Source organism: Staphylococcus caseorum (genome assembly GCF_049943195.1).
GTDB lineage: Bacteria > Bacillota > Bacilli > Staphylococcales > Staphylococcaceae > Staphylococcus > Staphylococcus equorum_A.
Genome location: NZ_JBNFUA010000001.1, coordinates 1,645,371 through 1,670,797, shown reverse-complemented (window position 1 = coordinate 1,670,797; position 25,427 = coordinate 1,645,371). Strand labels below are relative to the sequence as shown.

Below are 25,427 nucleotides of genomic sequence, written 5' to 3'. Positions count from 1 at the left end.
TTTTATGCTTTTGATTAAATTTTATAAGTCGTCATAGTTCATTTTAATAATGACTTATGGTCTTTTAGTTTTGTTAATTGTTGAAATAACATTTGTTTGTGATTTTCGTAATCACGAATTGTCACGTTATGACTTGCTAAGCACTGTTTTTTATTACTAAAATGCTTAGCAATCACACTGTTTGAAGCTAGGATATCATCCATTTCTAAATAATCAGTATAGAGTGGTGTGTCTTTTTGAATAATATGTAGTCGTGTCGTTTGTTTTAACTCAATAAGATTATTAAATTGAGCCATGACTACTTTTTTCTTATATGGATGGTGTAATCGATAAAAGCCTTCATAATTCAAACGTTTTTCGTCTAAAGAAGTCACGTCATGTAAATTATTTACCCCCACTAAAATATCTAATATAGGTTCAGTAGGGTACATGAAGTGTCTTGTACCTCCGATGTGATGCGTTGATTTAACAGGTGTATCCAATAAATTGAATAAAACATTTCTGAGATGATTATATCGCTGTGTGAAATGACCGTTATTATCTTCAGTTATAAATAATTGTATGCTTGAATACATATAGGTTGACAACTCCTTTAAATGTTATTATATAACTGTTAAACTGTAAATTCTGAAACAATATATCATATATCATTTTCAAGTTAAATAAGTTTCTGTATAATATGGAATGATAAGGAGTTCAGAAATGAAAAAAATACAATACATTGTTTTAGTAGTTTGTTTTTCTGTTTCACTTTCTGCCTGTAACAATGAAGGAGAAAATGAATTTAAAGATTTTGACAGTTCGTTAAATGACGTGAAAAATAAAGAAACCGAACTAAGAGATGTTATGGATGACATGCAATTAAAAAGTCTAGATAATTTGAGTAAGACAGATATGACAGATAAAAATAAGAAAGCATTTAATGATTTGCAAAATGAATTAAACAGCAAATTGATTCCTAAATTAGAAGAATACGAAACAGCAGCAAAAAATTTACCAACGGATTCAAATGAAACAAAAGAACTTAAATCTACTTATTTAGATTCAGTAAAAAAGAAAAAATCAGCAATCAATGAGTTGAAAACATTTGTTGATTTGTGTAATCAATCGATTAAAGCAAATGAAGATATCTTAGAATACACAAAACTATTTGAGAAAAATAGATCACAAGTTGAAGACAATATACAAAAAGCTAGTACTGTTGGTAATAGTACAGATGTTACTAATTTTAAAAATAAGTTAGAACAAAACAATAAAGACTTAAAAAACACTGCAGAAGCAGAGGCTGATTCTACAGATTCAAATGAAATAAAAAAATCTATTAAAGAACAAATTATGCCATTAATTACTAAGCAAATTAGAGACTTGAATAAAGCTGAAATAACAGATGGCTATGTGAATGACGCTCGAAAAAATGCTATTGAGATGTATTATAGCTTGCAAAATTATTATGAAACAAGAGAAGAAACTATTGAAATTAGTGATCAATTAGCGAAAATAGATCACAATAATTTACCTCAAAAAGGTGAAGAACTAGAACAGTACGAAGCTACTTTTAATAAGCAATATCAACAAGCGAATGATAACTATAATTAATAGATTTATAAGTTAAGTTATAAGAATTTGAATAAACTGTTAACAATAAAAAGAGAATTGTGTATAATTGGAAACAATGATATGAGAATATCGTGGAACTTTCACACTTGGTGAGACTTAGGGTGTGTTAAATATTTTTAGAGGTGAATAGAATGGCTATAAAGCTGAGTTCGATTGACCAGTTCAAGCAAATTATTAAAGAAAACAAATATGCATTTGTATTGAAACATAGTGAAACATGTCCGATTTCAGCAAATGCAATGGACCAATTCAACAAATTTTTATATGAAAGAGATATGGATGGTTACTACTTAATCGTACAACAAGAGAGAGATTTATCTAATTATATAGAAGAACAAACAGAAGTGAAACATGAATCGCCACAAGCATTTTATTTTGTTGAGGGACAAGCAATTTGGAATGCAAGTCATGATAAAATTAATGTCGCTTCATTAGCAAACGCTGAAGAATAAAAACAAATTTAATTACATTTAGAAACGCTTGTTAATCTTTTATCAACACCAAGAGGTTAGCAAGCGTTTCTTTTAATGTGAAAAAATTCCTAATGGCATGTATAATAAATAATTGAATGAGAAATATAGATTACGATTTGATAGTGAGCGAATTTATAGAGCTAAACTTTATAGTTTATAGCGTTAATTATGAGTTAGAACGCTGAATTTCAAAGTAAGCGTGTTTTAAATGCTCACATAGGGATATAAGTCTACGTGTATACTATAATAAATAAGTCTACAGAGGGAAGATGATTTTCTTTGAGTTGTGTATAATCATCATACAATAACAGTTATTAACAAAAAAATTTGAGGTGACAAATATGAAAGTTTTAGTAGCGATGGATGAATTTAATGGTATTATATCTAGCTATCAGGCCAATCGTTATGTAGAAGAAGCGGTAGCGAGCCAAATAGAAAAAGCAGATATTGTTCAAGTGCCATTATTTAATGGGCGTCATGAACTTATGGATTCTGTTTTTTTATGGCAGTCAGGTACGAAATATAAAGTGCCAGCACATGATGCAGATATGAATGAGGTAGAAGCGGTTTATGGCATTACTGATAACCATATGACGATTATTGAAGGCAACTTGTCTTTAAAAGGGGACAAGCCAATCATTGAGCGCACAAGTTATGGTTTAGGTGAAATTATGTTAGATGCATTAGATAATGATGCAGAACATATTATTATGTCTTTAGGTGGTATAGGTAGCTTTGACGGTGGTGCAGGTATGTTACAAGCACTTGGGGCTAAATTTTATGATGATGAGGCGCAAGAAGTGGATTTACGTCAAGGTAGTAAGATGTTGAAATATATACGTAAAATTGATATTTCTGACATTCATCCACAATTGAAAAATGTACGTTTTCAATTAATGTCTGATTTTGATAGTAAACTATATGGGAAAAATAGTGAAATTATGCAAACATATGAACTCTATGGAATGACACGTCAAGATGCTGCTGAAATAGACAATTTACTGTGGTATTTAAGTGAAATTTTCAAAAGTGAGTTAAAACTGACAATGGGTCCTGTTCAAAGAGGTGGCGCAGGCGGTGGTATTGCTGCAGCCTTAAATGTACTTTATGATGCCGAAATTATGACAAGCCATGAACTTGTGGATCAAATTACACATTTAGATAATTTGATACAACAAGCGGATTTAATTATATTCGGTGAAGGTGTAAATGAAGCAGACCAAATTTTAGAAACAACAACAGTGCGTCTTGCAGAGTTAGCAACGAAGCATAATAAACCATCTATTGCCATATGTGCGACAGATGACAAATTTGATTTGTTTGAATCAATGGGTGTCACTGCTACATTTAATACGTTTATAGAAATGCCGGAAAGTTTTACAGATTTCAAGATGGGTATTCAAATTAGACACTATACCGTACAAGCAATTAAATTATTGAAAACACAATTTGAAGTGTAAGTAGATAGGTGTTGAAAATTTTGAACGTAAGGTAAATAAATGACCGCAAGTTCACACTTAATGATTATAAATATATGAGAAATAGAAAAAGCGTAGATTCCTCAAAGTGAGGGTCTACGCTTTTTTATTGAGTTTGGATTTATAAATCCAACTTACAAACTTAATTTACTTTGTATAAGTGTTTACGACTTCTTGTGCGATGCCGACAATGACATCTACAGCTTTTTCCATAACATCAATGGATGCATATTCAAAAGGTCCATGGAAATTAGCACAACCTGTAAAGATATTAGGGGTTGGTAGGCCCATATATGAAAGTTGAGACCCGTCCGTTCCACCACGTATAGGTGCTGTATTAGCAGGGATTTCTAACTTTTCAAATACACGTTTTGGTATATCAATTACATGTGGGTTTGGTTCGATTTTTTCACCCATATTGTAGTATTGATCATTGATTTCTATTTCTATTGGTGCATCAGTATAATGCGTATTAATGTCATTTTTAATCTCAACAAGACGTTTCTTGCGTAATTCAAAATGATTTCTATCATGATCACGAATAATATAGTGTAATGTCGTTTTTTCAACATCACCGTTCATTTTCATTAAATGATAGAAACCTTCGTAATCTTCTGTTCTTTCAGGCACTTCATTTTGTGGTAATAATGAGTTGAATTGTTGCCCCAAGAGAATAGCGTTAATCATTGCATTTTTAGCAGAACCAGGATGTACATTGACACCGTGACACGTAACGATTGCTTCTGCAGCATTGAAGCTTTCATATTGTAATTCGCCAAATTCACTGCCATCCATAGTGTAGGCAAAATCAGCGTTAAAACGCTCAACATCAAAGGCATGAGGGCCTTTACCAATTTCTTCATCTGGCGTAAAAGCAATACGAATAGGTCCATGTTTGACTTCTGGATGTTCCGTTAAATATTTAATTGCTTCCATGATTTCAACGACACCAGCTTTGTCATCAGCACCTAATAGTGACGTGCCATCTGTGACCATTAACGTATGACCTTCTACGTATTTCATAGCAGGAAATACATCTTGGCTCAATATACGACTTGTTTCACCTAATTTGATTGGTTGGCCATCATAATTTTCTATGATTTGTGGATTTACATTTGATGCATTGAAATCAGGCGAAGTATCAACATGTGCCAAAAAGCCAACAGTAGGTAAAGCTTCGTCAACATTACTTTCTAATGTTGCGAATAAATAACCTTGTTCATCAATGTCAGTTTCTAAACCTAAATCCGTTAACTCGTCATTTAACAAATTTAGTAAATCCCATTGCTTCTCAGTGGAAGGCGTGGTATTAGACTCTGGATCAGATTGTGTATCTATTGTTACATATCTTGTTAATCTATCAATTATATCAGTTTTCAAAAAAAACACCCCTTAAGCTCTATTGTTCATATTGTAAGATTTTTTATATGTTTTACCATTCATTCTACCATAATGTTGTTTAATCCGTGTATTGAGATGATAGATGATTTCTGCACATAGAATACCAAAAGCAATCGCGCCTGAAATCAAAGTGACTTCAAGAAATGTATTTGTAGCGAGTGTATATTGATTACTAACTAAATAACGTGTCGCTTCATATGCTAAACCACCTGGTACTAATGGGATAATCCCTGGAACAATAAAGATAATAACAGGTCGTTTGTAACGTCTACTCATTACGTGACTCATAATTGCTAAAATAAAGCTTCCTAAAAATGAAGCCATTACTTTACCGAAATCTAAGTCCACAGTAAGTTTGAAGATGATCCAGCCCATTGCGCCAACGAAACCACAAGCTAAAAGGAGGCGACGTGGTGCATTAAAGATAATCGAAAAAAGCATTGTAGCTAAAAAGCTGACAATAAATTGTAAAACATAATATCCGATGAGCATATAAGCACTCCTTTTTTAAAATATTAATAAAACGATGGCAACGCCGGCACCAATTGCAAATGCTGTGAGAGCTGCTTCAACGCCACGAGACATACCGGCGATCAATTCTCCAGCCATTAGATCACGAATAGCATTCGTAATTAATATTCCTGGTACAAGAGGCATGACGCCAGCTATGGTTATAAAGTCTTGGTTTTCTGTCATACCTAATTTGGTGAATGTGGCGGCGACCGTTATAACAACTACAGCACTAAGAAATTCTGAAAAGAATTTAATTTGAATATAGCGTTGTACAAAATCAAAAGTTAAAAACGCACCAGCTCCAGCAATAATAGCGAAAAAGAAGTCGTTTATTCCGCCGCCAAACATGATGAGGAAGAATCCACATGCGATTGCTGCTGCGAAGAATTTAGTAATAGATGAAAATTGTAAGGATGCATGATGTAAATGTATGAGTTCTGACTTTGCCTCATCTATATCTAATTGATTGTTTGAAATTTTACGCGATAAACTATTGGTTAAGGCGATTTTTTCTAAATCAGTAGTTCTCTCACGAATGCGTACAAGTCGCGTGTTCGTACGATCATTAAGGGAGAAAATAATTGCTGTAGAAGTTACAAAGCTATATGTATCATCTAAGCCATAGTTGGCAGCGATTCGTGTCATTGTATCTTCCACACGATAGGTTTCAGCACCACTTTCTAGCAAAATTCTTCCCGCGATAAGTACGACATCAATCACTTTGTCTTCATCAATGATAGTGATTGTATCTGACATAGTTGGTCACCTCCTAGAATAATATTAGAACAATTGAAAGTTTACAGCGTACAACAGTAACTTTCAATAACAATTCATACTCTGTTATTAATTTTTAAACTCCCATTATATATTGTAACAAACATAATTTTGTAATTGTTGTTTTTAAGTTAAAAAATAAAATTGAAACATGCGCTTCAATCTAGATTTCAATTTTAACATATAGATTCTTTGAGTGTTGACTGTGTCTGGTTTTAGACGTAGTTATTTTTTGAAATGGAGAGGGGAGTTGCACAATTTGAAACGTGACTACAGAAAATGAGCATAAAAAGAAGAGAGCGGGAATATGAAAACAAAGTTAGAACTTTGTTTTTATACTTCCCACTCCCTGTTTAAGCAGTTTTAAATTTGAAGTGCTTTTTATAATTTAACAATTGGATTAAACATGACTTGATTACGGCCTTCATTTTTTGCCATGTGCAGCATGTCATCCGCAATTTTGAATACTTTACGTTGAGATTTGTAATCTTCTTGAGTTAAGTAACCTACACCAATAGATACAGATAACTTGATAACTTCTTTATTCGGTAAATGGAAAGTAGATTGTTCTACGCCTGCACGAATATTTTCACTGAGTTTTACACATTGATCTAAAGTATAATCGTATAAGACAATTGAAAATTCTTCGCCTCCATTCCGATAAATACTAAATTGTTGAGGCACATAATTTTTTAATAGTTGTGCGACTTGTCTAAGTACGGCATCGCCAGATTTATGTGAAAATTTATCATTTACATCTTTGAAACCATCTATATCAATGAGTAATAACCCTAAGCTTTCATTGTTTTCTTCAGCGATACGCGTCGTTTCATTTAAATGTCTATCAAATTCTTTAACATTACCCAAGCCAGTTAAATAGTCCAGTTTATCTTCATTTTCATAACGATTAACTAATGAGAAAAAATGCCAAATATCAACAAATGTGATAGAAGAAGTAATCGTTAAAATAAAGGATAGTGGTATTAAGAACAACACCTCTGTTAATTCATAATAAGGGCTGATAAGTGATAAGATAAGCAAAATAACTAATGTAATTGCATTAAGGATTTGTAATGAAACAATGTCGCTTTGTTTTAAAAATGGTCCAACTGCGCCGACCACGATGGCTATAACAATGAGAATCGTAGCAATAATAATTGTGAAGTCACCAATTAGTACATTGACTACAGATACTATAATCGCGGCTAGAACGGTATATACCATATTTGTATATCTACCTAAGAATAAAATAGGCACGAATGATAAATAGAGTGCGTATTCATTGAATAGGGGCACTGGATAGGCGGATAGTAAAAGTGCTACTATCGTCATTAAAATAGTGACGTATTCTTTTGAAAACACCATGTTTTTATTTTCTGAATACTGTAGGCGATGGAATAAGTAAATTCCTGCCACAATAACAGAGATATTGTAGATAATAGCTTCAAACATTTAACGTTACACTCCTTTGAATAAACACTTAGTTATTGTAAGTGAAAACTTACATTTTGTCATCACTATATAAATAGAAATTTATAACATTCACTTAATATTCATGTTAAAATATTTGTCTGAGTGATTATATATAAATCACTTAGTTTATAATTAAAAATCAAAACAAATTCGTTTATAGGATGTTAATTATCTCATTACTATTTGTATAAGTAAAAGCGTATGAGGTATTATGGTATTAAGTGCATAAATATTTAGATATGGCGGATGTGCAATTTGTTAGAGTTGCATCAACATCACAGACCATTTTATAGATAATATAAATTTGCAGTTTAAAGTTAAAATTATTTTCAATGTAACGACTTTGAAATTCGAAATAATCAAGAATTATATTAATGAAGGTGAACTGATGTATACATTATTATTAATCATTTTTTCAATGATTGTCAGTTTAATACTAACACCAATAATTATAAAGGTTTCTCATAAACTAGGCATTGTAGATAAGCCGAATTTTAGAAAAGTACATACAAAACCCGTTTCTGTATTAGGCGGAACTGTAATACTTTTTGCGTTTCTATTAGGAATATGGCTAGGACATCCGATAGAAACTGAAGTTAAACCGCTTGTTATTGGATCAGTATTAATCTATTTGGTGGGACTTGTAGATGATATCTATGATTTGAAACCAGTTATAAAATTAATTGGCCAAGTAATTGCAGCACTCGTCGTTGTATACTACGGAGTGACGATTGATTTTATCTCCTTACCAATTGGGCCTACGATACATTTTGGTGTATTTGGGATTCCTATCACTGTGATTTGGATTGTAGCCATCACTAATGCAATTAACTTAATCGATGGATTAGATGGATTAGCATCTGGTGTATCAATGATTGCCTTAATGACAATCGGCTTTATAGCAATATTACAAGCAAATATTTTTATTATGATGATTTGCAGTGTCTTAATAGGTGCGCTTTTAGGATTCTTATTCTTCAATTTCCATCCAGCTAAAATCTTTTTAGGTGATAGTGGTGCATTACTTGTAGGATTTATTGTAGGATTCCTATCATTACTAGGATTTAAGAATATAACTTTTATTTCACTATTCTTCCCAATTGTTATCTTAGCAGTGCCGTTTATCGATACGTTGTTTGCGATGATACGTCGTGTGAAGAAAGGTCAGCATATTATGCAGGCAGATAAATCGCATTTACATCATAAATTATTAGAATTAGGTTATTCACATCGCCAGACCGTAATACTTATATATTCTATAGCATTACTATTTAGTCTTGCTAGTATTATATTATATTTATCTCAACCATGGGGTGTACTCATGATGCTCATTCTTATTTTAGTTACGATTGAGCTTATTGTAGAATTTACTGGTCTCATTGATGATGATTACAGACCTTTAATGAAATTAATTGAAAACAAACAACGAAACAAAGACGACGAACATCAATAATAAAGAGGCTTCCATGATGGAAGTCTCTTTATTTTATACTCTGATACGTATAATTTGGATTTCAAAATTAAGAAGTAGAAATATCGAAAGGTAAGCGTACAACTTCATTTTCTATTAAATCATAATTTCCTGAAGTGTTACGATTTAAAAAATCTATAAATTGAGTGTAATCTGTTTTAACAACATCAATGTGATAACTTACTTTATCAGTATAATTTGTTTCACGTAATAAGTAAGGTGTGCTCGCAAGTTCATATTCAAACTTACCTGTTAAATCATAAGCAATGGTAACCGTTGTAGGTATAGCAGGACGCAAAGCAACTCTACCAATATCATAAATTACATCTCGTACTGCACCACTATATGCACGGATTAATCCGCCACCGCCTAATTTAATGCCACCAAAGTAGCGTGTGACCACTACGGCAGCATCATGTATCTCTAATTTTTTTAAAATATCGAGCATAGGAACTCCCGCTGTACCACTTGGCTCACCGTCATCATTTGCTTTTTGGATATTCATTTGGTCTCCAACTGTATATGCTGAACAATTATGTGTTGCTTCTCGGTGTTCAGATTTCACTGCCTCGATAAAAGCTTTAGCGGCATCTTCAGATTCCACAGGTTTAATATGCGCTATAAAACGTGATTTACTGATTATATTTTCAATTATATGTTCTTTTTTAATTGTGATTATTGCATCATCCATTTATCGTCACCTCATCTTTTTATAGTCAGACAATCATTTATGTATGTTTTTAAAATTCATTAATTACACATATTATACACTGTATTGTATTATAGATTAAATACAAAAATAAATTTTCTTTTTACTTAAAATAGGGTATCATAGTTGTGAGTATAATTGAGGAGGATTAAGATGAAGATTGCTGTCTTGACGGATTCAACGAGCTATCTATCTCAAACGCTAATAGAAAAATATAATATAAGAATTGCGCCGCTAAGCGTAACTTTCGATAATGGTGAAAATTTTGTAGAAAACGCAACAATATCAACGGATGCATTTTATAAAAGAATGGAAACTTCAAATACAATTCCCACGACGAGTCAACCTGCCATTGGAGAGTTTATAAAATATTTTAAAGAACTTCAAGAAGAAGGCTATACTGATGTCATATCTGTTTTTATTTCATCTGGTATTAGTGGCAGTTATCAAACAGCTACGCAAGCAGGGAAAATGGTAGAAGGTATCAATGTACATACATTTGATTCGAAATTAGCTGCAATGGTAGAAGGTGGTTACGTCTTACGTGCAGTTGAAATGATAGAACAAGAATATGAACCTCAAGATATTATTAAAGAGCTTGAAACTATGCGAGAAGTAACGGGTGCAATCTTAATGGTAGATGATTTGAAAAATCTACAGAAAAGTGGTCGTATCACTGGAGCTCAAGCATGGGTAGGTACAATGTTGAAAATGAAACCTGTGTTAACATTTGATGATGGCAAAATTGTACCAGAAGCAAAAGTCCGCACGAAAAAACGAGCACTCAATGAAATTATTAATAAAGTTACTGCTCAAGTGAAAGATTATGAAGAAGTAACTTTATATATTATTGAGGGTGATAAATCAGAAGATGCCGCATGGATGGAAAAAGAATTACAAGAAAAATATCCGCAATATCACCTTCACCGCTCTAAGTTAGGACCTGTTATTGCAGCGCACTTAGGTTCTGGTGGTATGGGACTAGGATTTACAGGGAGAAACATACGTATATCATAAATATTAACTTGTTTAAAGACATGTCATGCCAAGAAAATGGTATACATGTCTTTTTTTATTGGAGGTCATCTAAGATAAAACATTATGGAAAACTAATTACCGAAAAAGATATGTTAACTGATGAGAAAATCAGACACATTTCCACTGGTGTGATAAACAAACAAGGGCGTTGGTATTGTATACAATGTCATACACAAGAAAAACGTCATTTTTACAAATACTTTTCAACATTATTAGATAAAGAAGTAGTGTATTGCAGAAATTGTATCAATTTGAGCAGAATGGATAATATTAATGAAGTTTATATTACTGAAACAAATACGGCGATTTCCCAAGGGGTATATCACTTACCATTTGAATTATCAGAACAACAACGCTTTGCTTCAATTCAAATTTTAGAAGCGGTTAAAAATTTAACATCTATTTTATTATATGCTGTGACAGGCGCTGGTAAGACAGAAATGATTTTTGAAGGTATTAGCTTTGCGAGAAGCGCAGGCTATAATGTTGCAGTTGTATCGCCAAGAGTAGATGTTGTTATAGAAGTGAGTTTACGTATTAAAGCAGCTTTTCGAGATGAGGCAATAGATGTACTTTATCAAGGTCAGAGACAATGTCATAATGGCCACTTTGTGATTGCTACAGTGCATCAATTATATCGCTTTAAGCATCATTTTGACTTGATTATTGTAGATGAAGTGGATGCATTTCCGCTATCAATGGATCCAATACTCTTTGATGTCATCGCACATGCATCAAAAGAACATCATTGCCACATTTATATGACTGCGACGCCACCAACTGCATTACTTAGCAAAATGAAAGATGGTGGTATAGTAACATTGCCTGCCCGTTTTCATAGGCAACCTTTGCCAATTCCTCAGTTTAAATATTACAAAATAAAATTTCACAAAATACAACGATTTCTTATGAATCGATTGAAACAACAAATTGAAACAGGACGGTATACGCTCGTGTTTTTTAATCACATACATCTTATGAAACAAATGTACCATTGTTATAAAACAGAAATAACTTCATTGGCCTATGTACATAGCGAGGATGTACTTCGTTTTGAAAAAGTGAGCGATTTAAGAAAAGGTAAATATAAAGTGATGTTTACCACTACAATTTTAGAAAGAGGCTTTACTATGGCGAACTTAGACGTTATTGTGCTTAATAGTCATATGTTTGAAAGCAGTGCACTTGTGCAAATTGCTGGAAGAGTGGGACGTAAATTAGAAGCTCCGGCAGGATTAGTATTATATGTACACGAGGGGATTACCATGGACATGCTTAAAGCACGCAAGGACATTAAAAAAATGAACGCATTAGCGCACAGCAGGGGATGGTTAGATGGTTAGATGTATTCAATGTCATCACACGTTTTCTGAAGCGTTTAACGCCTTCACATTTTATAAAAAAGCATCTAAATTATGTGAATCATGCATAGAACATTGGAATGAGCTCAATATTAAACCACTCAATCGGTGTGTCAGATGTTTAAAGAACTTAGAAGAAAATGAAGAGGATTGCTTAGATTGTCTATTTTTAGCTACAAAATATAATTTAATGAATCAGTTATATTGCCAATACCAATATAAAGGTATGTTGAAGACTCTTATTCATCAATATAAATTTAAGAAAGATGTCGCAATCTGTGAAATATTAGCAACACAGCTTCATTTTCCTAAAATGTCGTATGATTATATTGTGCCCATACCATCTCCTATAGTTAGAGATAAAGAGCGCACATTTAATCCTGTGGCGACCGTGTTAGATAAAATGGGTGTGAATTATGAGCCAATACTACGTACGCGCATACGTCCAAAGCAATCACTTTTAGGAAAACAATTAAGGGCACAATCAAAAAATCCATTTGAAATCGCAAAAAGTATAGATTTAGAAAATAAAAACATTTTACTTGTAGATGACATTTATACTACAGGCTTAACAGTTCATAATGCTGCAGAATTACTTTTTGTTAGAAAAATCAGAAAATTCGATGTGTTTACGTTTGCACGGTAGGAGAAACGTGGTATTATAAGAGTAAGCAATATTACCAATATAGAGGTTTTAAAGGAGTCGATTATTATGATCAGATTTGAAATTCACGGGGAGAACCTCACTATTACTGATGCGATTCGCAACTATATTGAGGAGAAAATTGGTAAATTAGAAAGATATTTTAATGATGTGCCAAATGCAATCGCACATGTTAAAGTAAAAACGTATCAAAATTCAGCAGCAAAAATCGAAGTAACTATTCCATTGAAAAACGTTACTTTAAGAGCTGAAGAACGCCACGATGATTTATACGCAGGTATTGATTTGATTAACGGTAAACTTGAAAGACAAGTTAGAAAGTACAAAACGCGTGTAAATCGTAAAAATAGAAGTCGTGGAGAACAAGAAGCATTTGCATCATTGCCACAAGAAAGTGAAGCAGAAGAGATTCAAAATGATGACAATGAAAGTGATATCGAAATTATTCGTTCAAAAAATTTCAGTTTGAAACCTATGGATTCAGAAGAAGCAGTATTGCAAATGGATTTATTAGGACATGATTTCTTTATTTTCACAGATCGTGAAACTGATGGTACGAGTATTGTTTATAAAAGAAGAGATGGAAAATATGGTTTGATTGAAACAACTGAATAATTTGTTTTAATTAAGTCCAATATTAAACTAACCGTAGCGTTCATGATTGAGTTAAATCATGGACGCTCATTTTTTGTTGTGTTACTATGAAATAATTTGAAAGTTAGGTAAGATCTTGTGTATATTTTAAGTGAATAAGAAATAAAATAAAAAATGAAAACTACTAATAAATAAAAAATAGCATTAACAAGCGAAAAAACTGTTTAAATGGAAAGTTAATAAGTGTAAATTTAAGCTTATAAATGATATCATAAATTGTTGTAAGCGAAGAGTTAAAAAGCTAAAGGAGCGAACAAAATGGGTTTTTTATCAAAGATTGCAGATGGCAATAAAAAAGAAATAAAACGCCTTGGTAAATTAGCCGACAAAGTCCTTGCGTTAGAAGAGGATACGTCGATATTAACTGATGAAGAAATTAGAGAGAAAACAAAAGCATTTCAAAAACAATTACAAGCAGAAGAAGATATTAAAAAACAATATAAAATGCTCGATGATATTTTACCGGAAACCTTTGCGCTCGTAAGAGAAGGTTCAAAACGTGTGTTCAATATGATTCCATATAAAGTTCAGGTCATGGGTGGTATTGCAATTCATGGTGGCGACATTTCTGAAATGAGAACGGGTGAAGGTAAAACGTTAACTGCAACAATGCCAGTTTATTTAAACGCATTGTTAGGTCGCGGTGTGCATGTTATTACAGTAAACGAATATTTATCTAGTACACAAAGCGAAGAAATGGCAGAACTATATGAATTCCTAGGGTTATCAGTAGGATTAAACGTCAACAGTATGACAACAAATGAGAAGAGAGAAGCATACGCAAGTGATATTACGTATAGTACGAACAATGAGTTAGGCTTCGATTATTTACGTGATAATATGGTGAACTATGCAGAAGAACGTGTTATGAGACCATTGAACTTTGCTATTATTGATGAAGTTGACTCAATTTTAATTGATGAAGCGCGTACGCCACTAATTATTTCAGGTGAAGCTGAGAAATCGACTTCGCTTTATACACAAGCAAATGTCTTTGCTAAAATGTTGAAAAATGAAGACGACTATAACTACGATGAAAAAACAAAAGCTGTTCAATTAACAGAACAAGGTATTGATAAAGCAGAACGCATGTTTAAGATTGATAATCTATATGATGTGAATAATGTGGATATTATTAGCCATATTAATACTGCGTTACGTGCACATGTAACATTGCAACGAGATGTGGATTACATGGTGAATAATGGTGAAGTCTTAATTGTTGACCAATTTACTGGTCGTACAATGCCAGGACGTCGCTTTTCAGAAGGCTTACACCAAGCCATAGAAGCAAAAGAAGGCGTGAAGATTCAAAACGAATCTAAAACAATGGCTTCTATTACATTCCAAAACTATTTCAGAATGTACAACAAACTTTCTGGTATGACAGGTACAGCTAAAACTGAAGAAGAAGAGTTCAGAAACATTTATAATATGACTGTAACTCAAATACCTACTAACAAACCGATACAACGTGTGGATAAACCAGACTTAATATACATTAGTCAAAAAGGTAAATTTGATGCAGTTGTTGATGATGTTATTGAAAAACATAAACTTGGACAACCTGTACTATTGGGTACAGTTGCAGTTGAAACCAGTGAATATATTTCTAATTTATTGAAGAAACATGGCGTACGTCATGACATTTTAAATGCTAAAAATCACGAACGTGAAGCAGATATAGTTGCTAATGCAGGTCAACGTGGAGCGGTTACTATCGCTACTAACATGGCAGGTAGAGGTACAGATATTAAACTTGGCGCAGGTGTTGAAGAAATCGGCGGCCTTGCAGTAATTGGTACAGAGCGACATGAATCCCGTCGTATTGATGACCAATTACGTGGTCGTGCTGGACGACAAGGTGATAAAGGGGACAGTCGCTTCTACTTATCCCTACAGGATGATTTAATGGTACGTTTTGGTTCAGAACGTTTACAAAGTATGATGAATCGTTTAGGTATGGATGATTCTACACCAATAGAATCTAAAATGGTGTCCCGTGCCGTTGAATCTGCTCAAAAACGTGTAGAAGGTAATAACTTTGATGCACGTAAACGTGTACTTGAATATGACGATGTATTACGTAAACAACGTGAGATTATATATGGTGAACGTAACCGTATTATTGATAATGATGAAAGTGGAGATTTAGTAAATGAAATGCTCCATTCTACAATAGATAGAAGCGTTCATTATTATATAAATGAAGATGAAGAAGATTTAGATTATGAGCCATTCATCAACTATATTGATGATGTATTCTTAAATGAAGGTGACTTAAAACTAGAAGATATCAAAGGTAAGGACCAAGAGGATATCATTGATATTGTTTGGTCAAAAGTTGAAGTCGCGTTAAAAGATCAAAAAGAGAAAATTGGTACACAATTTGATGAATTCGAACGTATGATTTTACTTCGTTCAATCGATTTACATTGGACAGATCATATAGATACAATGGATCAATTACGTCAAGGTATCCATTTGCGTTCTTATGGCCAGCAAAATCCATTACGTGATTATCAAAACGAAGGTCACCAACTTTTCGATACAATGATGCAAAACATCGAAGAAGATGTCAGCAAATATATCTTGAAATCTGTAGTAACGGTTGAAGATGACTTAGAACGTGATAAAGCAACAGATTTCGGTAAAGCTGAACACGTATCTGCAGAAGATGGTAAAGAAAAAGCTAAAGCATCACCTTATGTTAAAGATGATCATATCGGTAGAAACGATCCTTGCCCTTGCGGTAGTGGAAAAAAATATAAAAACTGCCACGGTGCGTAATTTGAAAGTGATTTTAAATAAAACCGGGAGTCTTGATAAACATATATCAACTTCCGGTTTTTATTTATCAAAAATTAAAGTTAGCGTGTTTTAATAAATAAAAAACAGTGGCAGAGTTGTAATTAAGCCTCAAACTTTTGTAGAATAGATATATTGAATAAAATAACATAATTTAATAGTAGTATTTCAATCGTACGATAACAGGAGAGATGCATTGATGGAACTATCAGAAATTAAACGTAATATAGATTATTATAATGAAAAATTAGAGCAGCTTAGGGGGTCTCTTTGACTTAGAAGAAAAAGAGACAAATATTCAGGAATACGAAGAAATGATGACTGATCCTATTTTTTGGGATGATCAAGATAAAGCACAGGAAATTATCGATAAGAATAATGCTTTAAAAACGATCGTAAATGCATATCGAGGATTAGAATCTGAAATAGAAGAGATGGAAACAACAAGAGAACTATTATTAGACGATGATGATGAAGATATGAAGTCAGATTTAGAACAGAACGTATTAGATTTTAAAGAAAACTTAGATAATTTTGAACTACAATTATTACTTGATGGTCCATACGATGCGAACGATGCCATTATGGAACTACACCCTGGCGCAGGCGGTACGGAATCGCAAGATTGGACAAATATGCTTTTAAGAATGTATCAACGTTATTGTGAACACAAAGGGTTTAAAGTTGAAATTGCAGACTATCTACCTGGTGATGAAGCGGGCGTTAAAAGCGTTACATTAATCGTTAAAGGTCATAATGCCTATGGTTATTTGAAAGCTGAAAAAGGCGTGCATCGACTTGTCCGTATTTCACCGTTTGATTCGTCTGGACGTAGACATACTTCATTCGCTTCTTGTGATGTTATACCACAATTCAATAATACAGAAATTGAAATCGATATAAATCCAGATGATATTAATGTTGATACATTTAGAGCATCTGGCGCAGGTGGCCAACATATTAATAAAACAGAATCAGCAATTAGAATTACCCATCATCCTACAGGCATTGTAGTAAACAACCAAAATGAGCGTTCTCAAATTAAAAACAGAGAAGCTGCAATGAAGACATTGAAAGCCAAGTTATATCAATTGAAAATTGAAGAACAAGAGCAAGAAATGGCAGAAATTCGTGGTGAGCAAAAAGAAATTGGCTGGGGAAGTCAAATAAGATCTTATGTTTTCCATCCTTATGCAATGGTTAAAGATCATAGAACAAATGAAGAATCAGGTAAAGTAGATGCAGTTATGGACGGCGATATAAGTCCATTTATAGAAGCATACTTACGTAGTCAAATGGATCATTCAGAAAGTTAAGCAAATGATAATAAGAGATCTCGTCATTAGTATATAAACTAGTGACGAGATCTTTTTGAATTTAAAGAAAGAATAAAAAAATATGTAAAATGCAATTTAAAATATTACATGTTAGATTAAGCTGATGTATATAGAGACGCTTTAAAAGGTTGTAATATCAAGGTTTTAAACGCGCTTTAAGTTAATAGCGTTGACCCATATTTAGTCTCAATTGTCTATTGCATTACAGTATAATAACAATCACAAAAGAGGGGGAAATTTATGCTATATTATGATTGATTAAAATTCAAGACAGTAAAGGGTTGAACATGTAATGAAGAAAGGATTAACATTTTCTGTAACATCGGCAGCATTGTTTTTTGGTTTTAATGGTATTGCATCAGCAGACCAAATTCACACAGTAAAAGAAGATGCTAAATTATCTGATATAGCGCAAGCATTTGCCACAACAACAAATGAAATTCAGTCATTAAATCAATTGAATGACAAAGTAACTGTACAAGCAGGAGAGCAATTAGTTCTTCCAGACAAAGATATAGTAGAAATAAAGCAAGGAGATACGGTTTTAAATATTGCTGCTAAATATCAGCTTAATTTAGAACAACTTTATCAGTTAAACCCAAATCTAGGAGAAATTATTTATCCTGGACAATTAGTGGCAGTATCTGAAAAGGGTTCAGCACATTTAAACAACCAACTTCAAAGTGTTTTTAACGAACAGCAAGTACAGAATGAAACAAGGGAAGATAATGATGTTCCAGTAACATCAAACAACTTTGTACCGACAACACAGCATACTTGGGATTACGTAGAAAAAGAAGCAGCAAATAATCAAAATGAAAGTACACAAATGTATTCTAATCAATATAAACCAACACAGGTAGCTTCAAATGGTAGTAATTATTATGATTGGGGACAATGTACATACTATGCATTTGATCGTCGTCAACAATTAGGGAAATCAGTAGGTAACCTTTGGGGTAACGCAAATAATTGGGCTTCGGCAGCGAGTAATAGTGGCTACAAAGTTAACCGTACACCTGAAGTGGGTGCGATTTTCCAAAGTAATGCCGGTAACTATGGCCATGTAGGTGTTGTAGAACGTAAAAATCCAGATGGATCAATTGTAGTATCAGAAATGAATTGGCAAGGTGTAGGACAAAAATCTTATAGAACAATTCACAACACTGATCAATATAATTATATTCATTAGCAAATCATATAACTTCAATATCATCTGAATACATAAAGAAAAGATGCTTGGTAGTGAGCTTACATTAGAGGTGAGCTTTGCTTAATATAATAAATGGTACATCATAGAACCACTCCATCATGTTTTGGAGTGGTTCTATGTTTATAGTTCATTTTGGTTAAATAATGTCATGAATAAAATAATGCGACAGAAATATAATTTTTCTAATAAGATTTTGTAGTATATGCCTACCAACTACTGCCAAAATAATAACGGGACTGAAATATGAATTTATGTCCTAGGCGCCTCATAAATTGAATTAGTTAAATTCAATTACATTGATAAGACATTTTGATTGTTGAATGATATTATAAAATTAAGTATAATCATTCATTAAACAAACTAGGAGGCGATGTCATGGGAGTACATCAATATTTTAAACGCTTGTCTGATTTAGAAAAATTAATTAGATTGCCGGGAAAATTTAAATACTTTGAGCATAATGTCGCTGCGCATTCATTTAAGGTGACAAAAATTGCACAATATTTGGCTACAGTAGAGGAATACCATGGTAATGAAGTAGATTGGAAGAGTTTATATGAAAAGTCGTTAAATCACGATTTTGCTGAAATTTTCACGGGTGATATCAAAACACCAGTTAAATATGCAAGTGGCGAATTAAAAAAACTCTTCTCACAAGTCGAGGAAGAAATGGTAGACCATTTTATAAATGAAGAAATTCCAGAAGCTTACCAAGATATATATAGAGAAAGACTTCAAGAAGGTAAAGATGACTCATTAGAAGGTCAGATACTTTCTGTAGCTGACAAGATAGATTTATTATATGAAACATTTGGAGAAATACAAAAGCGTAACCCTGAACAACTATTTTTTGAAATATATGAGATGTCCTTAGAAACAATTATGCAATTTGATCATCTAAGTTCGGTACAAGATTTTATAGATAATATTATTCCTGAAATGTTAACGGAGAAATTCATTCCAAGATCAGAATTACGTGAAACAACAATGGCTATTTTAAATAATAGGAATGGGTGAAGTGAATGATTTGGTATGTGCTCGCATCCTTCTTTCCATGTATTTTCGTGGTATTTTTCAGCGTGCTAACACGAAGTAAATGGGTAGGAACGATTTTAACATTAATTATAATTGGTGCATCCGTTCAAAAAGGCTTTTTTCATAATGAATGGATCATTTTTATAGATGTCGCCTCGTTGCTAGCTGGTTACCTTATTATCGATCAATTAGAATTTCATAAAAAAGAAGATGACTGAGTAATGAGTATTAAGCAACTTAATTGCTATAGTTAAATAAGCGTTTTATAATTGTATAAATTCAACAATATAGTTTATTTTAGGATAAACAAAGACAACTTAGGCAAACATGGTGACAGAACTATGTTTGTTTTTCTTTATATATAAGAAGATAAAAAGCGAACAAATGTTTGCTTTTTCATTTATAAATCTGTTAAAATATGTAACGAGAATATGAATCTGCAAACTTGATGCAGACACACAGCAACAGTGGTATATACATTTTAAACATAGACACATCAGGTATGTTCGTATCGTTAGAAATTATATAGGAGGCATGTGTCACTATGGAACACCATCAATTTGAATTACAATCTGATTTTACACCTCAAGGTGATCAACCAGAGGCGATAAAGAAAATCGTTAAAGGCGTTAATGAGGGCAAACGTCATCAAACTTTACTCGGTGCGACGGGTACAGGTAAGACCTTTACGATGAGTAATGTTATTAAACAAGTAGGGAAACCGACACTCATTATCGCGCATAATAAAACACTAGCAGGACAATTATATAGTGAGTTTAAAGAATTCTTTCCAGAAAATAGAGTAGAATACTTTGTCAGTTATTATGATTACTATCAACCAGAGGCTTATGTACCATCAACTGATACATTTATTGAAAAAGATGCTTCAATAAATGATGAAATTGACCAATTACGACATTCAGCGACAAGTTCACTTTTTGAAAGAGACGATGTCATTATTATTGCGAGTGTCAGTTGTATATATGGTTTAGGTAACCCCGAAGAATATCGAGATTTAGTAGTCAGTGTTCGAGCTGGTATGGAAATGGATAGAAGTGAACTTTTAAAAAAATTAGTAGACGTGCAATATTCGAGAAATGATATTGATTTTAGACGCGGCACATTTCGTGTAAGAGGAGATGTTGTTGAAATTTTCCCAGCTTCGAGAGAAGAGATGTGTATTCGTGTAGAATTTTTCGGTGACGAAATTGATCGTATCCGTGAAGTGAATTATTTAACGGGTGAAGTTTTAAGAGAGCGCGATCACTTTGTGATTTTCCCAGCTTCCCACTTCGTAACACGTGAAGAGAAAATGAAATCTGCGATACAAAGAATTGAAAATGAATTAGAAGAACGTTTAACAGAATTACGCTCAGAAAATAAATTATTAGAGGCACAACGACTAGAACAACGTACGAATTATGATTTAGAAATGATGCGTGAAATGGGCTTCTGTTCTGGTATTGAGAACTATTCTGTTCATTTAACGTTAAGACCAATGGGATCAACGCCGTATACGTTATTAGACTATTTTGGCGATGATTGGCTTGTGATGGTTGATGAATCACATGTGACATTACCTCAGATTAGGGGTATGTATAATGGAGACCGTGCACGTAAACAAGTACTTGTAGATCATGGTTTCCGTTTGCCTAGTGCTTTGGATAATAGACCTTTAAAATTTGAAGAATTCGAAGAAAAAACCAATCAACTCGTTTATGTATCTGCTACACCTGGTCCATTCGAGTTAGAACATACAGATGAAATGGTACAACAAATCATTCGTCCGACAGGTCTTTTAGATCCTGAGATTGAAGTGCGACCAACGGAAAATCAAATTGATGATTTAATAAGTGAAATTCATGAGCGCATTGAACGTAATGAACGTGTGCTAGTTACGACATTAACTAAAAAAATGAGTGAAGATTTAACGACTTATTTGAAGGAAGCTGGCATTAAGGTCAATTACCTACATTCAGAAATTAAAACGTTGGAACGTATAGAAATTATTCGTGATTTACGTATGGGAACATATGATGTCATTGTTGGAATTAACTTATTAAGAGAGGGTATCGATATACCAGAAGTGTCTCTTGTTGTTATTCTTGATGCGGATAAAGAAGGTTTCTTGCGTTCTCATAGATCGCTTGTTCAAACAAGTGGACGTGCAGCACGTAATAGTCGTGGTGAAGTTATTATGTATGGTGACAAGATTACCGATTCCATGCGTTATGCCATTGATGAGACAGAACGACGTCGTACAATTCAAAAAGCGTATAATGAAAAACATAATATCACGCCTACGACGATTAATAAGAAAATTCATGATGTTATTAGTGCCACAGTCGAGAATGATGAAACGAATGAACAACAACAAACTGAAGTACCTAAGAAAATGACGAAAAAAGAACGCGAAAAAACAATCGCAAATATAGAAAAAGAAATGAAACAAGCAGCCAAAGATTTAGATTTCGAAAAAGCAACAGAGCTTAGAGATATGTTGTTTGAATTAAAAGCAGAAGGGTGACACATATGAAACAACCATCCATTGTAGTAAAAGGGGCTCGCGCCCATAATTTAAAAGATGTAGATATTGAAATACCGAAAGATAAACTCATCGTAATGACGGGACTTTCTGGATCTGGAAAATCTTCACTTGCCTTCGATACAATTTACGCTGAGGGACAGCGTAGATATGTTGAGTCATTAAGTGCTTATGCAAGACAATTTTTAGGTCAAATGGACAAACCGGATGTTGATACAATTGAAGGTTTATCACCTGCGATATCAATTGACCAAAAGACGACAAGTAAGAACCCAAGATCAACTGTAGCGACGGTAACTGAAATATACGACTATATACGGTTACTCTACGCACGTATAGGTAAACCATTCTGTCCTAATCACGGTATTGAAATAGAATCGCAAACTGTACAACAAATGGTAGACCAAGTGATGCAACTTGAAGAGCGTTCTAAAATCCAATTATTGGCTCCTGTGGTTTCTCACAGAAAAGGTGCACAAGAAAAACTCATAGACGACATTAGTAAAAAAGGTTATGTACGTGTTCGTGTTGATGGCGAAATTATGGATGTAAACGAAGTGCCAAATTTAGATAAAAATAAAAACCATACCATCGAAGTGGTAATAGATCGCTTGGTAGTTAAAGCAGGTATTGAAGGACGTCTTGCTGATTCTATAGAAACTGCGATTAGACTTGCTGAAGGTACGTTAATCGTTGATATCATTGATGGAGAAGAATTAAAATTCTCAGAAAACCATGCTTGTCCGATATGTGGTTTTTCAATTGGTGAGTTAGAGCCACGTATGTTCAGTTTTAACAGCCCATTTGGTGCATGTCCAACATGTGATGGTTTAGGATTAAAATTAAAGGTAGATGTAGACTTAGTGGTTCCTGATACTAGCAAAACTTTAAATGAAGGTGCGATCATAGCTTGGGAATCTTCAAGTTCAGATTTTTATCCAACATTATTAAATCGTGTTTGTGAAGTATATAAAATTAATATGGATAAACCATTTAAAAGATTGACAGATAGACAACAAGATATCATTTTAAACGGTTCTAAAGGTAAAGAAATTGAGTTCACATTCAAGCAACGTAATGGTCAAACACGTAAACGAACAATGGAATTTGAAGGTGTGCTTAATAATATTAATCGTCGTTATCATGATTCACCATCCGAACTTGTTAGAGAGATGATGAGTAAATATATGACAGAGCTACCTTGTGAAACTTGTAATGGTAAACGTTTAAGTCGTGAAGCACTATCTGTATATGTTTCTGGTCAGAATATTGGAGAAGTTGTTGAACATTCAATTAAAGATGCATTGCATATGTACGAACATATCGAATTGTCAGAACAAGATAGAAAAATTGCAGATCAAATATTAAAAGAAATTAACTCGCGTTTAGAATTTTTATATAACGTCGGTTTAGAATATTTAACACTTAATCGTGCATCAGGATCGCTATCAGGTGGTGAAGCGCAACGAATTCGTCTTGCTACACAAATTGGTTCTAGACTGTCAGGTGTACTTTACGTGTTAGATGAGCCTTCTATCGGTCTTCACCAACGAGATAATGATCGACTCATAAGCACATTAAAAGAAATGCGTGACTTAGGTAATACTTTGATAGTCGTAGAACACGATGAAGATACAATGCGTGCGGCTGATTATTTGGTTGATGTAGGCCCAGGTGCAGGTGAACATGGTGGCGAAATTGTCGCGAGTGGAACACCTAAACAAGTAATGAATCAGAAAAAATCACTCACTGGTCAATATTTAAGTGGGAAAAAGCTGATAGAAGTACCTGAAGAACGCCGTGAAATAACTGACCGAAAAGTAAGCGTTAAAGGCGCAAGAAGTAATAACCTAAAAGATATTGACGTAGATTTTCCATTATCAACAATGACAGTAGTTACAGGTGTCTCAGGTTCAGGTAAGAGTACGTTAGTTAATGAAGTGCTGTATAAATCATTAGCAAAACACATTAATAAATCAAAAGTAAAACCAGGTGATTGTGACGAAATTCAAGGAATAGATCAACTTGAACGTATAATCGATATTGATCAATCACCTATTGGAAGAACACCGAGATCAAATCCAGCAACTTATACAGGCGTATTCGATAATATTAGGGATATCTTCGCTCAAACAAATGAATCTAAAGTAAGAGGTTATACGAAAGGCCGCTTTAGCTTTAATGTAAAAGGTGGTCGTTGTGAAGCTTGTAGAGGTGACGGTATTATAAAAATTGAAATGCATTTCTTACCAGATGTGTATGTGCCGTGTGAAATTTGTGGTGGTTCTAGATACAATAGAGAAACGCTAGAGGTCACGTATAAAGGTAAAAACATTGCAGATATTTTAGCAATGACAGCTGAAGAAGCGACTAATTTCTTTGAAAAAGTACCTAAAATTCATCGCAAATTGAAAACATTAGTTGATGTTGGACTAGGATACGTTACATTGGGTCAACAAGCGACGACACTTTCTGGTGGTGAAGCACAACGTGTTAAACTGGCTTCTGAATTGCATAAACGTTCTACGGGTCGATCCATCTATATACTAGATGAACCTACTACTGGTTTGCATGTTGATGATATTGGGCGATTATTAAAAGTACTCAATAAACTAGTAGAAAATGGTGATACTGTAGTTATTATTGAGCATAACTTAGATGTTATTAAAATGGCAGATTATATTATTGACTTAGGTCCAGAAGGTGGCGACGGAGGCGGTACGCTTGTAGCTACCGGCACGCCAGAACAAATTGCAGAAGTAAAAGAAAGTTACACAGGACAATACTTAAAACCTGTGCTAGAAAGAGATACAGTAAAATAAAAATATATGAAAATTACTAATGTAGCGCTATCCAAAAAGGT

Annotated in this window: 21 protein-coding genes; 15 read left to right on the top strand and 6 right to left on the bottom strand. The window is 33.5% G+C overall.

The window, feature by feature from the left end:
* Positions 1-38: 38 nt before the first annotated feature.
* Positions 39-575: a GrpB family protein gene (locus ACP3TL_RS08665; protein WP_069833326.1), complete on the bottom strand. Its 537-nt coding sequence runs from the start codon at positions 573-575 to the stop codon at positions 39-41.
* Positions 576-702: 127 nt separating this feature from the next.
* Between ACP3TL_RS08665 and ACP3TL_RS08660 the strand changes: the two genes are divergently transcribed.
* The 3 genes from ACP3TL_RS08660 to ACP3TL_RS08650 all read left to right on the top strand — a co-directional run bounded on the left by ACP3TL_RS08660 (position 703) and on the right by ACP3TL_RS08650 (position 3,550).
* Positions 703-1,596, top strand: a complete 894-nt coding sequence (locus tag ACP3TL_RS08660) for an EMYY motif lipoprotein (RefSeq protein WP_069833327.1) — start codon at positions 703-705, stop codon at positions 1,594-1,596.
* Positions 1,597-1,748: 152 nt separating this feature from the next.
* Positions 1,749-2,069: a bacillithiol system redox-active protein YtxJ gene (gene ytxJ / locus ACP3TL_RS08655; protein WP_069817890.1), complete on the top strand. Its 321-nt coding sequence runs from the start codon at positions 1,749-1,751 to the stop codon at positions 2,067-2,069.
* A 362-nt stretch (positions 2,070-2,431) separates the two neighbouring features.
* Positions 2,432-3,550 (top strand): glycerate kinase, encoded by a 1,119-nt coding sequence (locus ACP3TL_RS08650; protein WP_285326123.1) that lies wholly within the window; start codon positions 2,432-2,434, stop codon positions 3,548-3,550.
* 165 nt (positions 3,551-3,715) lie between these two features.
* On the opposite strand, the gene pepT is transcribed toward ACP3TL_RS08650, so the two are convergent.
* From pepT to gdpS, 4 genes are all read right to left on the bottom strand, one after another.
* Positions 3,716-4,948, bottom strand: coding sequence for a peptidase T (gene pepT / locus ACP3TL_RS08645; protein WP_069833329.1), 1,233 nt, complete (start codon positions 4,946-4,948; stop codon positions 3,716-3,718).
* A 12-nt stretch (positions 4,949-4,960) separates the two neighbouring features.
* A complete protein-coding gene (locus ACP3TL_RS08640; protein ID WP_002508286.1) occupies positions 4,961-5,461 on the bottom strand; it encodes a threonine/serine exporter family protein in 501 nt (166 codons plus the stop codon).
* A gap of 15 nt (positions 5,462-5,476) precedes the next feature.
* Positions 5,477-6,238, bottom strand: coding sequence for a threonine/serine exporter family protein (locus tag ACP3TL_RS08635; protein ID WP_069817893.1), 762 nt, complete (start codon positions 6,236-6,238; stop codon positions 5,477-5,479).
* A gap of 399 nt (positions 6,239-6,637) precedes the next feature.
* Positions 6,638-7,708: a GGDEF domain-containing protein GdpS gene (gene gdpS / locus ACP3TL_RS08630; RefSeq protein ID WP_069833330.1), complete on the bottom strand. Its 1,071-nt coding sequence runs from the start codon at positions 7,706-7,708 to the stop codon at positions 6,638-6,640.
* A gap of 409 nt (positions 7,709-8,117) precedes the next feature.
* Here gdpS and ACP3TL_RS08625 point away from each other — a divergent pair, with 409 nt between their 5' ends.
* The gene (locus tag ACP3TL_RS08625) at positions 8,118-9,182 is read left to right on the top strand and encodes a glycosyltransferase family 4 protein (RefSeq protein WP_069817895.1); all 1,065 of its coding nucleotides are present in this window, start codon (positions 8,118-8,120) and stop codon (positions 9,180-9,182) included.
* Positions 9,183-9,249: 67 nt separating this feature from the next.
* On the opposite strand, the gene ACP3TL_RS08620 is transcribed toward ACP3TL_RS08625, so the two are convergent.
* Positions 9,250-9,891, bottom strand: coding sequence for a YigZ family protein (locus ACP3TL_RS08620; protein WP_069833331.1), 642 nt, complete (start codon positions 9,889-9,891; stop codon positions 9,250-9,252).
* A 171-nt stretch (positions 9,892-10,062) separates the two neighbouring features.
* On the opposite strand from ACP3TL_RS08620, the gene fakB1 reads away from it, so the two are divergent.
* From fakB1 to uvrA, 11 genes are all read left to right on the top strand, one after another.
* Positions 10,063-10,926: a fatty acid kinase binding subunit FakB1 gene (gene fakB1 / locus ACP3TL_RS08615; RefSeq protein ID WP_069833332.1), complete on the top strand. Its 864-nt coding sequence runs from the start codon at positions 10,063-10,065 to the stop codon at positions 10,924-10,926.
* 20 nt (positions 10,927-10,946) lie between these two features.
* Positions 10,947-12,290: a DEAD/DEAH box helicase family protein gene (locus tag ACP3TL_RS08610; protein ID WP_256092676.1), complete on the top strand. Its 1,344-nt coding sequence runs from the start codon at positions 10,947-10,949 to the stop codon at positions 12,288-12,290.
* On the top strand, positions 12,283-12,954 hold the full coding sequence (locus ACP3TL_RS08605; RefSeq protein ID WP_285336745.1) for a ComF family protein: 672 nt from the start codon (positions 12,283-12,285) through the stop codon (positions 12,952-12,954). The genes ACP3TL_RS08610 and ACP3TL_RS08605 overlap by 8 nt, the downstream gene beginning before the upstream one ends.
* A 66-nt stretch (positions 12,955-13,020) precedes the next feature.
* Positions 13,021-13,587, top strand: a complete 567-nt coding sequence (gene hpf, locus ACP3TL_RS08600; RefSeq protein WP_069817900.1) for a ribosome hibernation-promoting factor, HPF/YfiA family — start codon at positions 13,021-13,023, stop codon at positions 13,585-13,587.
* 297 nt (positions 13,588-13,884) lie between these two features.
* Positions 13,885-16,416: a preprotein translocase subunit SecA gene (gene secA / locus ACP3TL_RS08595; RefSeq protein WP_277575780.1), complete on the top strand. Its 2,532-nt coding sequence runs from the start codon at positions 13,885-13,887 to the stop codon at positions 16,414-16,416.
* A gap of 217 nt (positions 16,417-16,633) precedes the next feature.
* Positions 16,634-17,750, top strand: a protein-coding gene (gene prfB, locus ACP3TL_RS08590) for a peptide chain release factor 2 (protein WP_141714450.1) whose coding sequence is annotated in 2 segments (ribosomal slippage) — positions 16,634-16,705 and positions 16,707-17,750 — 1,116 coding nt in all. Because the reading frame shifts where the segments join, the coding sequence is not laid out codon by codon here.
* Between the two features lie 313 nt (positions 17,751-18,063).
* Positions 18,064-18,963 (top strand): COG3942 and LysM peptidoglycan-binding domain-containing protein, encoded by a 900-nt coding sequence (locus ACP3TL_RS08585; protein ID WP_069833335.1) that lies wholly within the window; start codon positions 18,064-18,066, stop codon positions 18,961-18,963.
* A gap of 396 nt (positions 18,964-19,359) precedes the next feature.
* The gene (locus ACP3TL_RS08580) at positions 19,360-20,001 is read left to right on the top strand and encodes a YfbR-like 5'-deoxynucleotidase (RefSeq protein ID WP_069817903.1); all 642 of its coding nucleotides are present in this window, start codon (positions 19,360-19,362) and stop codon (positions 19,999-20,001) included.
* A gap of 5 nt (positions 20,002-20,006) precedes the next feature.
* Positions 20,007-20,237, top strand: a complete 231-nt coding sequence (locus tag ACP3TL_RS08575; protein WP_002508273.1) for a CsbA family protein — start codon at positions 20,007-20,009, stop codon at positions 20,235-20,237.
* Positions 20,238-20,563: 326 nt separating this feature from the next.
* Positions 20,564-22,546, top strand: a complete 1,983-nt coding sequence (gene uvrB, locus ACP3TL_RS08570) for an excinuclease ABC subunit UvrB (protein ID WP_069833336.1) — start codon at positions 20,564-20,566, stop codon at positions 22,544-22,546.
* A 5-nt stretch (positions 22,547-22,551) separates the two neighbouring features.
* The gene (gene uvrA, locus ACP3TL_RS08565; RefSeq protein WP_285336744.1) at positions 22,552-25,386 is read left to right on the top strand and encodes an excinuclease ABC subunit UvrA; all 2,835 of its coding nucleotides are present in this window, start codon (positions 22,552-22,554) and stop codon (positions 25,384-25,386) included.
* Positions 25,387-25,427 lie beyond the last annotated feature (41 nt).

Excerpts from the sequence above, each read along its gene's own strand:
- ACP3TL_RS08575 (WP_002508273.1), top strand. The coding sequence starts at position 20,007 with ATGATTTGGTATGTGCTCGCATCCTTCTTTCCATGTATTTTCGTGGTA.
- ACP3TL_RS08650 (WP_285326123.1), top strand. The coding sequence starts at position 2,432 with ATGAAAGTTTTAGTAGCGATGGATGAATTTAATGGTATTATATCTAGC.
- uvrB (WP_069833336.1), top strand. The coding sequence starts at position 20,564 with ATGGAACACCATCAATTTGAATTACAATCTGATTTTACACCTCAAGGT.
- gdpS (WP_069833330.1), bottom strand. The coding sequence starts at position 7,708 with ATGTTTGAAGCTATTATCTACAATATCTCTGTTATTGTGGCAGGAATT.
- ACP3TL_RS08620 (WP_069833331.1), bottom strand. The coding sequence starts at position 9,891 with ATGGATGATGCAATAATCACAATTAAAAAAGAACATATAATTGAAAAT.
- ACP3TL_RS08585 (WP_069833335.1), top strand. The coding sequence starts at position 18,064 with ATGAAGAAAGGATTAACATTTTCTGTAACATCGGCAGCATTGTTTTTT.
- uvrA (WP_285336744.1), top strand. The coding sequence starts at position 22,552 with ATGAAACAACCATCCATTGTAGTAAAAGGGGCTCGCGCCCATAATTTA.
- ytxJ (WP_069817890.1), top strand. The coding sequence starts at position 1,749 with ATGGCTATAAAGCTGAGTTCGATTGACCAGTTCAAGCAAATTATTAAA.
- ACP3TL_RS08635 (WP_069817893.1), bottom strand. The coding sequence starts at position 6,238 with ATGTCAGATACAATCACTATCATTGATGAAGACAAAGTGATTGATGTC.
- hpf (WP_069817900.1), top strand. The coding sequence starts at position 13,021 with ATGATCAGATTTGAAATTCACGGGGAGAACCTCACTATTACTGATGCG.
- secA (WP_277575780.1), top strand. The coding sequence starts at position 13,885 with ATGGGTTTTTTATCAAAGATTGCAGATGGCAATAAAAAAGAAATAAAA.
- ACP3TL_RS08660 (WP_069833327.1), top strand. The coding sequence starts at position 703 with ATGAAAAAAATACAATACATTGTTTTAGTAGTTTGTTTTTCTGTTTCA.
- ACP3TL_RS08580 (WP_069817903.1), top strand. The coding sequence starts at position 19,360 with ATGGGAGTACATCAATATTTTAAACGCTTGTCTGATTTAGAAAAATTA.
- fakB1 (WP_069833332.1), top strand. The coding sequence starts at position 10,063 with ATGAAGATTGCTGTCTTGACGGATTCAACGAGCTATCTATCTCAAACG.
- ACP3TL_RS08625 (WP_069817895.1), top strand. The coding sequence starts at position 8,118 with ATGTATACATTATTATTAATCATTTTTTCAATGATTGTCAGTTTAATA.
- ACP3TL_RS08665 (WP_069833326.1), bottom strand. The coding sequence starts at position 575 with ATGTATTCAAGCATACAATTATTTATAACTGAAGATAATAACGGTCAT.
- ACP3TL_RS08605 (WP_285336745.1), top strand. The coding sequence starts at position 12,283 with ATGGTTAGATGTATTCAATGTCATCACACGTTTTCTGAAGCGTTTAAC.
- ACP3TL_RS08610 (WP_256092676.1), top strand. The coding sequence starts at position 10,947 with ATGTCATGCCAAGAAAATGGTATACATGTCTTTTTTTATTGGAGGTCA.
- ACP3TL_RS08640 (WP_002508286.1), bottom strand. The coding sequence starts at position 5,461 with ATGCTCATCGGATATTATGTTTTACAATTTATTGTCAGCTTTTTAGCT.